We start from the raw sequence: 15,548 nt of genomic DNA on the forward strand, positions 1-15,548 counted from the left end.
GCCATGTGGTGTTCCTTGGGGACCAGTTGGGGACCAGCACTTGCGCCGAAGGCGCTAGGCGGGTTCGCTGAAGTGGTCCAGGAGCCGCTGCTGGAGTCCCTGGAGGACCGGGCTCGGCTGCTTGAGCATCGCGAGGCGCTTCACCGCCGTAGCGGCGTACTGTGCCGACTCGCCCACTGCCGCGGCGATCACGTACCCGTTCAGGGCGTCCATGCTCGACGCGGCGCCGAAGTCCTGTCCTGTCGGGAGCAGCGACCGGTCCAAGGGTTCCGAGTCGCTGGTGACCACGTTCGCGAGCACGGACGGCTGCCAGTCCTCGGCATTGGTGAGGGAGGGATGCGTGTCGAACCGAACGGTGATCGTCTCGCCTGCGGCTATCGCCACGCTGTACAGGCCCTCTTCGTTGGTGAATACGTGTTCGATCTCGGTCAGATCGCTGCGATGGACACTCACCTTGATCATGAAAATCGGACTGCTGTCGGAAACCGCACGCACCTGCCCGAACACCTGAGTCTCCTCCCGGTCGGACTGCCGCTGGAGGCCACCCCTGAGTCCAGTCTGTGCGCGCACAACCGTCGGCGCCAGTCGTACGGAGCTGGCCACTCTGCAACTCGACGGCCCGTCCACCGACCTCCTGGGCCAGGGCTTCGAGGTGCGGTCCCTGGGCGCCCCGGGGCACGCCCAGGGGCTGCGCGTGCGGACGACGGAGGCCCGGATGCCCGGTCCGGATTCCGGCACCGGCCCATCGTCCCGCCCCGCGGGCGGGACGTACCCGAGCTCCCCGTGCCGTGACGGGGCCGTCCTCATCGCGGTTCTGGGGGAGGACGGACATCTCGGGTACCTCCGCCCAGATGCCACGCGTGCTGTGACGAGCACGACTTCGACGGTGTCGGCGGATGCGAACCGTGTTGTCGCGGGTGCGCCACGGGCAGACGCCGGTGATCCGGGCGGTGCCGCGCGGGGCCCGGCGGATCCGGCGAGGCCGGGGGAGCCGGCAGACCGCGCCTCCCCTCCCGGCTGGGTCTGCCGGTACGGCTCCGGGGTCTTCGCGGGGCCGGCGGCGGTCAGCGGCGGAAGGCGGAGGGGTCCAGGGAGGCGAGGCGTCTGACCACCGACGGGACGCCGTGGCCGCGGTCCTCGCGGTGCTCCACCGCCCGCAGGGCGGGGATGACCAGCCGGGCTCCCGGGTAGCGGACCGGCTCCGGGGGGATCCAGCCGCCCGGGGGGCGGGTGAAGGCGGAGCCGGACCATTCGTCGGCCGTGCCCAGGACGAGGGAGGCCAGCACCCTGGCCATCAGGCGGGACGGGCCCACGCCGTCGCCCGAATAGCCGGTGGCGTAGCAGACCCCGGGGACGGACTTCAGCCATCCGGCGAAGGGCAGCGAGGTGGTGGAGTACTCGACCGGCGCGGTCCAGCCCATGTCCACGGGGGCGTCGGCGAGTTCGGGGAAGAGCCGGCCCAGCTGCGCGCGCAGCTCGGCGGGCCGCAGGGGGTCGCCCCACAGGGTGTCGGCTCCCGCCTGCCCGTAGGCCACGCCGGAGCCGCCCTTGCCGAAGACCAGCCTGCCGTCCGGGGTCGTGCGGTAGTAGTTGAGTCGCCGCCGCGCGTCGCAGACGGAGGTCCCGCCGTCCCAGCCGAGGGCCGCCAGCCGCTCCGGAACGGGCCGGGTCACCACGGTGTCGCTGGCCACGGTCACCATGCGGCGGCCGAGGTCCTCCAGCTGCCCGGCCCAGGCGTTGACGGCCAGGACCACCCGGCCCGCGCGCACCCGGCCGTAGGGCGTGTGCGCGGTGGTGGCGCCACCGGGCGCGTTGCGCAGGGCGGTCAGCGGGGTGCGTTCGTGGACGCGGACGCCCGCGTCCAGCGCGACCCGGCGCATCCCCCGGGTCAGCTTCGCGGGTTGCAGCGTGGCGCAGCCCGGGTCGAGGACGCCGCCGAAGTGGTTGCGGGTGCCGACCGCCCGGCGCGACTGCGCCTCTGAGACCTCGTGCAGCGGTTCGGTCCCGGCCCGCCGCAGGTCCTCCAGGGTCTGCAGCCAGGCCCCGCGCTGGGCGGGGGAGGAGGCCGCCCACAGCCACGGGCCGCGCCGGTGCTCGATGTCGATCCCGTGGCCCTCGGCGAACTCGAGGATCTCGTCGACGGCCCGTGCCGAGGCCTCGCCGATGCGGCGCGCCTCCTCGTACCCTCCGATGGCGACCAGGCTGCTGAACCGCGCCCACATCGGCATCAGGTAGCCGGCGTTGGCCCCGCTGGCCCCGGCGCCGCACACGTCGGCCTCGATCAGCACGACGTCCGTGCCGGGAGCCCGCCGCAAGACCTCCAAGGCGGTCCACAGGCCGGTGAATCCGCCGCCCACGACGAGGACGTCGCAGTGGACCTCGTCCAGCAGCTGCGGTGCGCGGCCGTCGTCGGGTTCGGCGGCCAGGGCGTCGCGGAGCCAGGCGGTCCGCCGGGCCGGAGCGGGGGTGTCGGGGCGCGGCCAGGAGCCGGCGAGGACGAGGTCGGGCGCGTTCACGGTGCGTCTCTCCACGGTCGGTGGGCGGATGGGGCGGGGGAGGGCCGGGGTGGTGCGGGTCGGCGGGGGACGGGCGGGGAGGTGCGGGCCGGCGGGGGAGGGTCGGGGTGGTGCGGGCCGGCGGAGGACGGGCGGGGTGGTACGGGCCCGTGGTGCCGGGCCCGGTCAGTTCTGGCGGGCGCGCGCCGCGCGGCCCGCGGGGTCCGGGTGTTCGGCCGCCGTCAGCAGGTCGATGCGCGAGCTCACCCCGTAGGCCTTGAACAGCTTGCGCAGGTGGTAGTTGACGGTGTGCGGGGACAGGGCCAGGCGCCGGGCGATCTGCTGGTTGGTCAGGCCCTCGCGGACCAGCCCCACCAGCTCCCGCTGCTGCCGGCTCAGTTCGGGTCCGGCGGGCGGCGCCGCGTGGAGACCGGTCGTGGTGCGCAGGGCGGCCGCCTCCCGCTGGAGCGAGAGCCGCAGCGACTCGGGGACGGACTCGGCGACGAGGCGGCGCAGCAGCGGGCCGGCGAAGACGGCCCGGCCCTCCTCGTTGCGCACGACCCCGGTGGCCGCGACCTCCTCCAGCGCCGGCAGCAGGGCCGAGACCGAGGTGCGCAGCAGCAGCGCCACGTCCTCGTAGACGACCTCGCACCCCAGGACGGCCGCGACGCGCAGCAGTTGGCGGCACTCGGGGGAGAACCGGTCCAGGGTGGCCCGCGTCCGAAGGGCCAGCCGGGCCGGAAGCCGGCCGGTCAGCAGCCGGGCCTCTCCGTCCACGGTCGCGAGGGAGCCCTCCTCCCGGAGCCCGGCCAGCAGTTCGAGCAGCAGCCGCGGGTGCCCGCGGGCCTGGTCCAGCAGCCGGACGAGGTCGGGGGCCGGCTCGGCGTCCAGCAGGTCGCGGGCAAGGTCCAGGGCGTGGGAGGGGCTGAGCGGGCCGAGGGAGAGCCGCTCGCTGCGGCTCGTGAGGCCGGACGGCAGGACGGGGCCCGTGCCGGGCCGGTGGGCGACCAGCCAGACCACGGGCCGCTCGGCCCCGCCCTGCTCGCGCGGTGCGGAGGGCCTGCGTGACGCCGGGTCCTGGCCGGGCCGGGCGTCGTCGACCAGGATGAGGAGGGGCCCGGAGGCGGCGGCGGGGCAGCGGCCGGGCCGGCCCCGGCCGTGCCGGGCCGTCGCGGTGCGGCGCCGTGCCGGGAGGCGCTCCGTCCACGGGTCGGGGTGGTGGCGGGCGTAGCCCAGGTCGTCGGCGAGGGCGGCGGCCTCCCGCAGCAGCCGGGTCTTGCCGATGCCCGGCATGCCCTCGACCGTCAGCACGACGCGCCCGGTGCGGCGGCCGTGGTCCAGCACCTCGCGGACGGTCCGCATCTCGCGCTCGCGCCCGCGCAGCGGCAGTTCGGTGAGGGTGCGGTTCATATCGAACCGCCGTAGCGGCGCACGCCGACGGTGTGGAAGCGCGCGGTCACGAACGCGGGGTCGCAGTACACGGCGTTGCCGGACGGGTTCAGGCCCGTGCCGTGCAGGTCGGAGTAGACGGCCGACTGGGAGATGTACCAGTCGCCCATCAGGTTGGCCGAGAGCATCACGCCGGCCTCGGCGCAGGCCCGTTCCATCGCCGCCTCCACCTCCGGCGAGGTGGAGTAGAGGCCGACGGAGAGCGCGCCGCACTCGCGCGTGGTGCGGGCGACGAGCTCCACCCCGGCGGCGGCCGAGTCCACCGCCACCGCGAGGACCACCGGACCCTGCCATTCGGACAGCAGCACGGCCCGGTCCGCCTCCCGGCCCGCGTCGAGGGCCACCACGGCCGGGGTGCGGACGACCGCCTCCGGGTGGTGGGGGTCGCGCACCGGGCGGGAGGGCACGGCGACGGGTCCGGCCGCTCCGGCGGCCACCCGTTCGACCCGGTCGAGGACCGCGGGCCCGAGCAGCGCGCCCAGGATCCCGCTCGCCCGCACGTCGTCCGCCAGCAGCTCGGCGAGGGCGCCGCCGAGGTCGGCGAGGACGTCGGCGAAGGAGCGGTGCCCCTCGTCGGTGCTGATCCCGTCCCGGGGGATCAGCAGGTTCTGCGGGCCGGTGCACAGCTGACCGCTGTAGAGGGAGACCGAGAAGGCGAGGTTGGCGAGCATGTCGCGGTAGTCGCGGGTCGACTCGACGAGCACGCTGTTGACCGCGGATCCGGAGGTGAACACGCGCGCCTGCCGGGCGTTGTCCTCCAGCCAGGTCCCGAAGGCCGTGCCGCCCGCGTAGTCGACCAGGCGCACCTCGGGCCGGACGGCCAGCCGGCGGGCCAGTCCCTCGCCGGGGTGCTCGGCGGCCAGGCACACCAGGTCGGCGGGGAACCCGGCCTCGGTGAGCACCTCGCGGGCGGTGCGGACGGTGAGCGCCAGCGGCAGGACGGCGGCCGGGTGCGGTTTGACCAGGACGGGGTTGCCGGTGGCCAGGGAGGCGAAGAGGGCGGGGTAGCTGTTCCAGGCGGGGAAGACGCTGTTGGCGACGACCAGCGAGACGCCCCGGGGGACCGCCGTGAAGGTCTTGGAGAGGGTCAGGGTCCGGCCGTTCCCCAGGGGCTTTCGCCAGAGCGCCGCGGCGGGCATCCGGGTCTGCTCCTCCAGGGCGCGGGCCACCGCCTCCAGGCCGCGGTCCTGGGCGTGCACGGCGCCGGCGTGGAACGCCATCAGGAAGTTGTGGCCGCTGGTGTGGACGGCGGCGTGGGCGAACTCGGAGCTGCGGGCGTTGACGCGGTGCAGGATCTCGGCGCACACCGCCGCCCGGACGTGGGGGCCGGCGTCGCGCCAGGCCGGCAGGGCGGCCTCCATGGCGGGCAGCAGGACGTCGGGGTCGCAGTGCGGGTAGGACACCTCCAGGAGGCCCCCGTACGGGGAGCGCTCGCCGCCGGCCTCGGGGGCGGGGCCGACGGTGCCGTCGCGGCCGGGCTGGCCGAGGGTGAACTCCCGGCCGAGGAGCGCGCGGAACGCGGCCTCGCCGGCCTTCAGCGCGCCCGGGCCGTAGGAGCGGGGGTCCTCGGGGTCCTCGGAGTACGGGGACCAGTGCGCGCGGGTGCGGACGGTCTCGCGCGCCCTCTCCAGGGTGTCGGCGTGGCGGGCGGCGAACAGGGCCGGGGCGGAGGGGTCGGCGTGGGTTCCGGGAACGGGCAGGGGCACGGTGTGCGCCATGGTCCTCATCCTTGTCGAACGGGTGGGGGGTCGGTCCGAGTGCGGACCGTGGAACGCGGAGACTCCTGGCGATCACGATAAATCGGCACTTTCGGACCCGCGTCGGAGTCTGGTCACGCGAGGAATTGACGGCCCGTTCACACGATTCCGAGGCGGATCGGACGTGTTCGGGGCCCGGCCGGCGTTCTTGCGGAGTGCGCGCCACCGGCCGGACGAGGCCCTTTGGGCCCGCCCGCCGGGGAGGGAGAGCAAAACGTGATGATGGCCATATTGCTCAACAACTCACTACTATCAGCCGCAAACTGGCTCGATAGCGTCAGTCGCCCCTCCCCGGCGGGCCCGCCGACTGGCGGGTTCTACTCGGTGATCGGCCGCAGGTACCGGTCGAGCGCCGCGTCGGGCAGTACCCGGGCGAGCACGCTCACCCTGCGGGCGTCCGCCCCGACCCGGTAGCGGGTCCTGGGCCGCCGGGCCGTGAGGGCCACCCGTACCGTCTCGGCGAAGTCCTCCGGCCGGGTGGTGCTCTCCCGCGCCTGCCTCTCGTTCTGGTGCAGGAACCGGCCGAAGGGGATCCGGTACAGCTCGGCCACCGGACCGGGGACCCCGTCCATCGCGTCCCGCGCCACCGCGGAGACCTTGCCCCAGATCGGCGTCATGATGGCGCCCGGCTGCACGAGGGCGACGTCCACCCCCTGCGGGGCCAGCTCGCGGCGCAGCACGTCGGTCAGCGCCTCCTTGGCGAACTGCGCCGCCGCGTACGCCCCGAGGAAGGGGATCGCCACGCTGCCCAGGCCCGAGGTCACGTTGACCACCCGGCCGCGGGTGCGCCGCAGCAGCGGCAGGAACGCCTGGGTGACGGCGAGCTGCCCCACCACGTTGGTGTCCAGCTGCGCGCGCAGCCGCTCCGGCGCGACGCACTCCAGCGGCGCCGACACGCAGATCCCGGCGTTGTTCACGAGCCCCCACAGGCCCGCGTCGCCGGTCTCGGCCGCGACCCGTTCGGCCGCCGCGGCCACCGACTTCTCGTCGGTCACGTCGACCCGTACGGGCACGATCCGGCCGGACCCGCCGCCGGACCCGGCGAGCGCGGCCCCGTCGGCCTCCCTGCGGACCCCGGCGAAGACCCGGAAGCCCGCGTCGGCCAGCCGGAGCGCGCAGACCCGGCCGAGCCCCGAGGAGGCCCCGGTGACCAGCACGGACCGGCCGCGCGGGGACAGGGCGGGGCGCTGCGGGACGGACGGCACGAACTTCCTCCTCGGGGAGCCGGGGGATCCGGCGGCGGTCATCCGGCCACCGCCGGGAAGGTGAGGGCGTCCTCCAGCGTGCGCGTGAGCCGGCGTTCCGGCATGAACCGGAAGTAGGCGTCCCGCACCGGCCGCCGGAACGGGTCCTCCGACTGCTCGAAGGTGCTGATCCCGCGCGAGGCGGCGACCATGCCCCGGGTCCGCTCGCGGCGCTCGTCCTCGTACCGGCGCAGCGCGCGCGGCAGGTCGCTCGCGCCGCGCAGGGCCCGGCCGAGGACCACGGCGTCCTCGATCGCCATGCCCGACCCCTGGCCGAGGCTGGTCAGCATCGGGTGCGCGGCGTCGCCCAGCAGGGTCACCGGCCCCCGGCCCCACCGCTCCAGGAAGGCGCGGTCCCGGGAGGGCACCGCGATGATCGACTCCTCGGGGGTGGCGAGGATCGCCTGCCGCACCTCGTCGGCCCAGCCGTCGTAGCTGTGCAGGACCTCCGCCTTGCCGCCCTTCCAGTCCCGGGAGAGTTCTGCGGGCATGTTCTTCGTCCCCCACCAGTACAGCCGCCCGGCCCCCATGTCGACGAGGCCGAAGCGCTTGCCGCTGCCCCAGAAGTGGGTGACCGAGCCCGGGGTGAACCGGGGGTGGGAGAACGGCACGACCGCCAGCCAGCAGATGTAGCCGCTGTCCTGCGACTCCTCCGCGCCCACCAGCTGCCGGCGCACGACCGAGTGGAACCCGTCGGCCCCGATCAGCACGTCGCCCTCGGCGGTGCTGCCGTCGTCGAAGGCGACCCGCACCCCGCCGCCCGGCAGCCCCTCGGACTCGAAGCCGGTGGCGGCCGCGCCCAGCCGGATCGGAATGCCCTCCGCGGCCTCCAGCAGCGACTGCTGGAGGTCGGCCCGGGTGATCAGGACGCTGGGCACCCCCAGCCGGCCGATGATCTCCGGGAAGGGGAACTCCCGGATCAGCCGGCCCGAGGCCGTCTTCACGTGGTAGGAGCGCAGGGCCTGGCCGCGCTTCTCCAGGTCGATGCCCACGCCCAGGGAGTCCAGGGCGCCGACGGCGTTGCTCATCACGGACAGGCCCGAGCCCGCGGCCCGCAGCTCGCCCGCCCGCTCGTGGACCTCGACGTCCAGGCCCGCCTCGCGCAGCGCGATCGCGGCGGTGAGGCCGCCGATGCCCGCCCCGAGGACCAGGGCCTTCCTGCGGTCTGTCTGCTTCGTCATCTCACTGTCCGATCAGTTCGGTGACGACCCGGACCATGTGGGCCACGTGCGGCTCCTCCATGATCGTGAGGTGGTCGCCCGGTACGTCCACGACGTCGAGCCTGCCGCTGGTGCGTTCCCGCCAGCCGTTGCTGGGGTCGGCGTGCATGCTCTCGATCGCGGTGTGCATGGAGTTGAGGACCTCCGGCAGCGGCTCGGAGGCGTGGATGAGGACCATGTCCTGGTCGACGACCTCGGGCCGGTAGGCGAACGCCGCCTTCCAGTTGGCCTCGTACACGTGGAACAGGCGCCGCACCACGGCCCCGCCGCTCCCCGCGGGCAGCACGCCCTCGTCGGCGGCCAGCTTGGCGATGAAGTCGAACTTCTCGTCCAGCGTGGTCAGTTCGGCCGGGATCAGCTCCAGCGGGGAGTCCCCGCCGCGCCGCAGCCACAGCAGCTCCCAGAAGAACCAGCCCAGCAGCGCCTCGTCGCCCGTGGTCAGCCGCCGGCCCGGGTTGAGGGCGGTGGTGTCCAGGAGCACGAGCCGGGCGACCTCCTCGCCCGCGGCCCGCAGCCGGCGGGCGATCTCGAAGGCCACGAACCCGCCGAACGACCAGCCGCCGACCACGTACGGACCGTTCGGCTGCACCCGGCGCATGGCCTCGACGTAGCTCGCCGCGATCTCCTCCACGCTGCGCAGCGGCTCGGTGCCCGGATCGCCGCCCGCGGCCTGGAGGGCGTAGAACGGCTGGTCCTCCTCCAGGTACTTGGCGAAGCGCACGTAGCAGAGCACGTTGCCGCCCATCGGGTGGACGAAGAACACCGGGCGCTTCGACCCGGCCGGGCGGATCGGCACCAGCGGGTCGAAGGCCGTCACCGCCCCGCCCGAACGCAGCCGCCGCGCCAGCTCGGCCACGGTCGGCGCCGACACGAACTCGGACAGCGGGACGCTGATCCCGTAGCGCTGCTCGATCTGGACCACCAGGCGCATCGCGGTGAGCGAGGTCGCCCCGAGGTCGAAGATGTTGTCGTGCACCCCCAGCCCGGTCAGCTGGAGCAGGTCGCCCACGAGCTCCGCCAGGGTCTGCTCGTACGCGTCGCGCGGTGCGGCGGCGGTGTCCCCGCCGGCCGCGGCGGACAGCGGGAGCGCCCGCAGGGCCGCGTCGTCCCGCTTGCCGCTCGGGGTAAGGGGCAGCGCCGCCACCCACTCGACGTGCGAGGGCATCATGTACTCGGGCAGCACGGTCCGCAGCTGCTTGCGCAGCAGCGCGGTGTCGGCGCCGTCCGGGTCCCCGGTCAGGAAGGCCGCGAGGAAGGAGTCGCCGCCCTCCCTGCGGCGGGCCACCACGGCGGCCTCCGCGATCCCGGGGTGCCCGGCGGCGAAGCGGGTGATGGCCAGCTCCACCTCGGCCGGCTCCACCCGGTAGCCGCGCACCTTCACCTGGGCGTCCGCCCGGCCCAGGCACACCACGTCGCCGTCCGGCAGGGCGAAGCCGAGGTCGCCGGTGCGGTACACGAGCTCCCCCTCCGCCGCGGCCCTGGGGGACGGGTGCGGAAGAAACCTTTCGTCGGTCAGGTCTGGGCGGCCCACGTAGCCCTCCGCCAGGCAGTCGCCCGCCAGGTACAGCTCGCCCCGCACCCCGGCCGGGACCGGACGCATCCGGGAGTCCAGGACGAGCACCGCCGAGCCCGTGACGGCCCGCCCGATCGGCGGCAGCGCCGGGAAGGCGGCCGGATCGCCGGTCATCGTGTACGCGGTCACCACGTGCGACTCGGTCGGCCCGTACTGGTTCTCCAGCAGCACCCCCGGAAGGGCCGCGCACAGCCGGCGTATCTCGCCGGTGACGCGCAGCTGCTCGCCGGAGGAGAGCAGGGCCCGCAGCGAGCGCGGGACCAGGCCGAGCGCGTCCGAGGCCTCGGCGAGCTGCTGGAGCGCGACGTACGGCAGGTACAGGCGCTCCACCCCGGCCCGGTCGAGCAGCCGCAGCAGGGCGGGCATGTCGCGGCGCTCGTCCTCGGAGAGCAGCAGCAGGGTGCCGCCGCCCGCGAGGGTGGAGAAGATCTCCTGGAAGGAGACGTCGAAGCTCAGCGGCGCGTACTGGGCGGTGACCCCGCCGGCCACCCCGCTGGGGACGGAGTTCTGCCAGGCGACCAGCCGGCCCAGCGAGCGGTGCGGCATGGCCACGCCCTTGGGCGCGCCGGTGGAGCCGGAGGTGAACAGGACGTAGGCGATCGAGTCGGGCGTGATGTCCCCGGTCACCTCCGCCGGGATGCGCGGCAGGTGCGGCCGCCCGTCCTCCTCGCCGAACAGGTCCTCGGCGGGCAGCACGAGCCCCGGGACGCCCACGGTCGAGCGGTGCGCGGCGCCCGCGACGACCCGGAAGGGGCGGGCCTGCTTGATCATCGAGGCCAGCCGGTCCACCGGATAGGTGACGTCCAGGGGCACCGTCGCGGCGCCGGCCCGCATGACCCCGAGGATCACGGCGACGGTCTCCGGGGAGCGGTCCATGGCGATGCCGATCCGGTCGCCCGGGCGGGAGCCGATGGCGAGCAGCTCGCGGGCCACGCGGTCGGCAGCGCGGTCCAGTTCGGCGTAGCTCCAGCGGCGGTCGCCGAAGACCAGCGCCGTGGCGTCGGGGGTCCGCGCGACCTGTGCGGCCACGGCCCGTACGACGTCCGGGGGGCCGTCGGACCCGGCCCGCTCCGCCGGCGCGGACTGCGCCGAGGGGGCCAGGAAGCCGAAGTCCGGGGCCTCGTCGGGGTGGTGGACGAGCCGGTCGAGGACCGCGGTGAACCGCTCGGCGTACAGGTCCGCCTGGGCCGGGGTGAAGGTCTGCCCGTGGTGGTCCAGCCGTAGGCGCACGGAGCCCGACACCGGGTCGGTCATGGCGTTGACGAGCAGCTGGAAGTTGGTCTCCTCCCAGGTCCGGAAGTCCAGCAGCCGGACTCCGGGCAGGGTGAACACCCCGGCCAGCTGGCGGAAGTGGATGTAGTTGAAGGCGGTGTCCAGGACGGCGGCGCCCCGGTCCTCCTGGATGGCGCTCAGCGGGTACCGGCGGTGGGCGTGGCTCTGCTGCTCCTGCCGGAACGCGGCCCGGACCACGTCCGCCCAGCTGTCTGCGGCGATGCCCAGGCGCACGGGCATGGTGTTGAGGAAGAGCCCCGTGACGCGGTCGCCGCCCTCCCGCTCGGGCCGCCCGTGGGTGACCAGGCCGGTCGTGATGTCCTCGGAGCCGGAGAACAGCCCCAGCGTCAGGCAGTGCGCCGCGAACAGCACCGATTTCACCGGGAGCGCCCGTTCCTTGGCGAACCGGTTCACCTGCGCGGTGAGACCGTCCGGGAGGTCCACGATCCGGGTGATCTGCGCGTTCGGGCCGGGGGCCTCGTGGCCGCGGAACGGCTCCAGCCGCAGCAGCGGCGCGTCCCGCAGCCGCTCCCGCCAGAAGGCGCGGGTCCGCTCCGACTCCAGGGCCTCGCGCTCCGCCCGTACGTGGTGCGCGGCCGACGGCAGGACGGTCTCGGCGACCGCCCCGACGGGGTGGCCCAGCCCGTGCAGGTAGTCCTGGAGCAGCTCGGCGACCAGGGTGGCGACGCTGCCGCCGTCGAGGAGGGCGTGGTGGAAGCTCAGCACCAGCTCCAGGGTGTCCGGGCGGACGTGGGCGCGCAGGTGGTACAGCGGCGCCCGCTCGAACACGTAGCGGTGGTGGCGGCGTTCCTCGACGTGCGCGGCGATCTCGGCCAGGGCCTCGGCGTCCTCGCGGCCGCGCAGGTCCACCGCGTCGAACCCGCCGGCCACCTCGTGGTCGACGATCTGCAGCGGCTCGGAGAAGGACCCCAGGTCGAAGGAGGAGCGCAGCACGGGGTGGCGGGCGACCAGCCGCTCGAAGGCGCGGCGGAAGCCCTCCTCGTCCCACGCGGCCGTCACGCTGTACTGGAACACGTCCCGGTAGACGGCCGAGTCCTGCTCGGCCCGGCTGTGGTAGAGCAGTCCGAGCTGGAGGCGGGTCAGCGGGTGGGCGTCGGCCCGTCCCTCCAGGCGGGCCCTGTCGACGCCCGAGACCAGGGCGAACGGGGGGAGTTCGGCCTCGGGCGCGGCGGCGGGTCCGCCCGTGGTGGCCAGGGCCGCCAGCCGGGCGACGGTCGGCTGCTGCACCAGGTCGGTGAGGGAGAACACGATGCCGGCCCGCTCCGCCCGGGAGCGGATGCGCAGCATCGTGATGGAGTCCCCGCCCAGGGCGAAGTAGTCGTCGTGGACGCCGACCCGGTCGGCCTCCAGCACCTCCGCCCAGATCGCGGCCAGGGCCTCCTCGGTGGCGTCGCGCGGGGCCGTGTACCCGGAGCCGGAGTCCGCCGCGGGCGCGGGCAGGGCGCGGCGGTCGGCCTTGCCGTTGGGGGTGAGGGGGACGGCGTCGATCCGGATGAAGTGCGCCGGGACCATGAACTCGGGCAGCACCGCGGACAGTTCGGCGCGCAGGTGCGCCGCGCCGAGGTCGGTGTCGGCCGCGTAGTAGCCGACCAGGACGGTGCCCCGGCTGTCGGACCGGTGGTCGACCACCACGGCGTCGCGCACGCCGGACACGGAGGCGAGCCGGTTCTGGACCTCGCCCAGCTCCACCCGGTTGCCGCGGATCTTGACCTGGCCGTCGATGCGGCCGAGGTACTCCAGCGTGCCGTCGGCCAGCCAACGGGCGAGGTCGCCGGTGCGGTAGAGCCGCCCGCCGGGGACGAAGGGGTCCTCGGTGAACTTCTCCGCGGTCAGCTCGGGCCGCTCCAGGTAGCCGCGGGCCACGCCGACGCCGCCGATGCACAGCTCCCCGGGGACACCGGCGGGCTGGAGCCCGCCGTACGCGTCCAGCACGTACAGCCGGGTGTTGTCGATGGGGCGGCCGATGGGGACCCGGCGGACCGGGCCCTCTCCGGCGGGGCAGTCGTGGTACGAGACGTCGACGGTGGCCTCGGTCGGGCCGTACAGGTTGACCAGGCGGGGCGCGTCCGTGCCGCGGCCGGCGAAGACCCGGTTGAACTGCTCGACGCGGGCGGCGGGCAGGGCCTCGCCGCTGCAGAACACCCGGCGCAGGGAGTCGGCTTCGGCGCGCAGCTCCGGCGCGTCCTCCAGCAGGTCGAGGAACGGGCCGAGCATCGACGGAACGAAGTGCAGGGTGGTGACGCGCTGTTCGGCGATCGTGCGCAGGATGCCGCGCGGGTCGCGCTGGCCGCCCACGGGCAGCAGGGCCAGGCCGGCGCCCTCGATCGCCCACCAGAACAGCTCCCAGACGGAGACGTCGAAGGAGATGGGCGTCTTCTGGAGCAGGACGTCGTCCTCGCCGACCGGGTAGGCGTTCTGCATCCAGGCGAGCCGGTTGACCACCGAGTGGTGCTCGACCATCACGCCCTTGGGGCGGCCGGTGGAGCCCGAGGTGTAGATCACGTAGGCGAGGTCGCGCGGCCCGGCCTGCTCCGCCACCGGCCCGTTCGGCCCGGTCAGCAGCTCCGCGGCGGCCAGCACCGGCACCGCCAGGTCGCCGGCCCGGCCGGCGTCGTCGGCCAGGACCGCCTTGGCCCGGCTGTCCTGGAGCAGGAAGGCGATCCGCTCGGCCGGGTAGCCCGGGTCGACGGGGACGTAGGCGGCGCCGGCCTTCAGGACGCCGAGCAGGGCCGTGATCAGCAGCGGGGAGCGGTCCATCAGGACGGCCACCCGGTCCCCGGCGCCCACGCCGTGCCCGCGCAGGGCGTGCGCCACCTGGTTGGAGCGGGCGTCGAGGTCCGCGTAGGTCAGCCGGGCGCCGTCCGCGCCGGTGACGGCGGTGCGCCCGGGGGTCAGGGCGGCCTGCTCGGCGATCAGGGAGTGGACGGTCCGGTCGTGGGCGTACGGGGTGTCGGGCCCCTGCCACAGCTCGGTGAGCTCCTTGAGCTCGGCCTCGTCGAGGACCGGCAGGGTCACCACGGGCCGGCCGGGTTCGGCCAGTCCGGCGGCCAGCAGCCGCAGCAGGTGTCCCGCGACCGCGGTGACGGGGAAGTCCTCGTCGAACACGTCCACGGCGTAGTCGAGGTCGACCCGCAGCTCGGCGTCGTCCTCGAAGGCGTGGACCATCACCGACAGGGCGTCCTGGTGGTGGACGGGTGCCAGGACGAGGGAGTCCAGCGCCGCACCGGGAAGCGGGGCCGGGCGGGGGTGGCGCAGGTAGGACAGGGTGACGTCGAACAGGCGCCGGGAGCCGGCGCCGACGGCCGGCAGGTCGCGCAGCACGTCGCCGAGGGACAGCCGCTCGTGCCCGCGCAGCGCGTCCGTGGCGCGCCGGGCGGTGGCGGCCAGCTCGGGCAGGGTGGTCTGCGGGCCGACCGGCAGGCGCAGCGGCAGGTTGTTGGCGACCTGGCCGACGGTCCCGAGCTCGGCGTCCGTGCGGCGGTTGCGCAGCGGGACGCCGAGGACGAACTCCTCGGCGCGGTGCACCCGGCTGAAGTAGGCGGCGAAGGCGGCCGCGAGGTAGGAGAAGGGAGAGCCGCCGGCGCCCCGGATGCGGCGGACCAGCCCGGCGTCGACGGTGAAGGTGTGCCGGTCCCGGCGCCGCCCTCCGACGGGCGCCACGGTGGCGCGGGTGAACAGGGCGGGCCGGACGCCCGCCAGCGCCTCGCGGAAGTGGGCCCGGTCCTCCTCGAAGGCGTCGGAGGCCCGGTAGGCGGCCTCGGCCTCGACGAGGGAGGCGGTCGTGCCGGCGGAAGGAGAGGCTGCGCGGGGAGGGACGGGGGCCCCGCCGCCGGTCAGGGCGGCGTAGCGCTCCCACAGGTCGAGGGCGACCCGGTTGAGCGCCCAGGCGTCGGCGATCAGGTGGTGCGCGTTGAGGTGCACGTGGACGACCGAGGCACTCTCGCGCAGTACCGCCGCCGTGAACAGTCGCGAACGCCGCAGGGTGAAGGGGCGGGTGAGGGAGTGCTCGCGCCAGGCGGCGCAGGCCGCCGCGGGATCGCTCTCGCCGGACAGGTCGACGTACGCGACCCAGGGGTCCGCCGCCTCCTCGCCGCCGGCCGGGGCGACCCACTGGCAGGGGGTCCCCCCGTGTTCGTCGAAGCGCAGCGAGAACGCGTCGTGGGAGTGCAGGGCGGCGTCCAGGGCCTCCTGCAAGCGGTCCGCGTCGACCTCGCCGGCCAACCGCTCGTGCAGGACCACGTTGAACTGGGGGTCACCCGGTGCGGTGGACTCGGCGATCCAGATGTCCTGCTGATAGGCGGACAGAGGGAGCTGGCGTGTAGCGGGCATCGGCCTTCCTTCGCTAATTCGGACAGCCGGATGTTTTTCGCCGTCCGATGATCAGGAGCCTACGTTTCCCGCAATCGAGTACACCACTACTCGTATGAGTAGACGCGGACTACTCGTTCAAGTAGTCATACCGGGGAATATGTGATCCGCGCGATATCGGGTCAAGAATTTCCGTAGGTGCTGGCTAA

Annotated in this window: 7 protein-coding genes; all 7 read right to left on the reverse strand. The window is 74.6% G+C overall.

From position 1 onward, the window contains the following. Window positions 1–54: 54 nt before the first annotated feature. On the reverse strand, window positions 55–462 hold the full coding sequence (locus ACIRBY_RS00070; RefSeq protein ID WP_403895193.1) for a carboxypeptidase regulatory-like domain-containing protein: 408 nt from the start codon (window positions 460–462) through the stop codon (window positions 55–57). A gap of 602 nt (window positions 463–1,064) precedes the next feature. Beyond that, complete coding sequence (locus ACIRBY_RS00075) at window positions 1,065–2,516, reverse strand: FAD-dependent oxidoreductase (RefSeq protein ID WP_403893740.1); 1,452 nt, start codon at window positions 2,514–2,516, stop codon at window positions 1,065–1,067. Window positions 2,517–2,681: 165 nt separating this feature from the next. Further along, on the reverse strand, window positions 2,682–3,905 hold the full coding sequence (locus ACIRBY_RS00080) for a LuxR C-terminal-related transcriptional regulator (RefSeq protein WP_403893742.1): 1,224 nt from the start codon (window positions 3,903–3,905) through the stop codon (window positions 2,682–2,684). Next, complete coding sequence (gene paaN, locus ACIRBY_RS00085) at window positions 3,902–5,671, reverse strand: phenylacetic acid degradation protein PaaN (protein ID WP_403893744.1); 1,770 nt, start codon at window positions 5,669–5,671, stop codon at window positions 3,902–3,904. Before paaN ends, ACIRBY_RS00080 begins: the two co-directional genes overlap by 4 nt. A gap of 347 nt (window positions 5,672–6,018) precedes the next feature. Beyond that, the gene (locus tag ACIRBY_RS00090; protein ID WP_403893746.1) at window positions 6,019–6,906 is read right to left on the reverse strand and encodes an SDR family NAD(P)-dependent oxidoreductase; all 888 of its coding nucleotides are present in this window, start codon (window positions 6,904–6,906) and stop codon (window positions 6,019–6,021) included. Between the two features lie 38 nt (window positions 6,907–6,944). Next, a complete protein-coding gene (locus ACIRBY_RS00095; protein ID WP_403893748.1) occupies window positions 6,945–8,126 on the reverse strand; it encodes an FAD-dependent monooxygenase in 1,182 nt (393 codons plus the stop codon). A 1-nt stretch (window position 8,127) separates the two neighbouring features. Next, entirely contained in the window at window positions 8,128–15,360 is a 7,233-nt protein-coding gene (locus ACIRBY_RS00100) for an amino acid adenylation domain-containing protein (RefSeq protein ID WP_403893750.1), read from the reverse strand. Window positions 15,361–15,548 lie beyond the last annotated feature (188 nt).

Origin of the sequence: Streptomyces sp. NPDC096136 (genome assembly GCF_044763325.1) — a bacterium.
Lineage (GTDB): Bacteria > Actinomycetota > Actinomycetes > Streptomycetales > Streptomycetaceae > Streptomyces.

What these genes read in the sequence shown, in the direction of transcription:
- paaN (WP_403893744.1), bottom strand. Translation starts at nt 5,671, where the DNA reads ATGAGGACCATGGCGCACACCGTGCCCCTGCCCGTTCCCGGAACCCAC.
- ACIRBY_RS00080 (WP_403893742.1), bottom strand. Translation starts at nt 3,905, where the DNA reads ATGAACCGCACCCTCACCGAACTGCCGCTGCGCGGGCGCGAGCGCGAG.
- ACIRBY_RS00100 (WP_403893750.1), bottom strand. Translation starts at nt 15,360, where the DNA reads ATGCCCGCTACACGCCAGCTCCCTCTGTCCGCCTATCAGCAGGACATC.
- ACIRBY_RS00095 (WP_403893748.1), bottom strand. Translation starts at nt 8,126, where the DNA reads ATGACGAAGCAGACAGACCGCAGGAAGGCCCTGGTCCTCGGGGCGGGC.
- ACIRBY_RS00070 (WP_403895193.1), bottom strand. Translation starts at nt 462, where the DNA reads ATGATCAAGGTGAGTGTCCATCGCAGCGATCTGACCGAGATCGAACAC.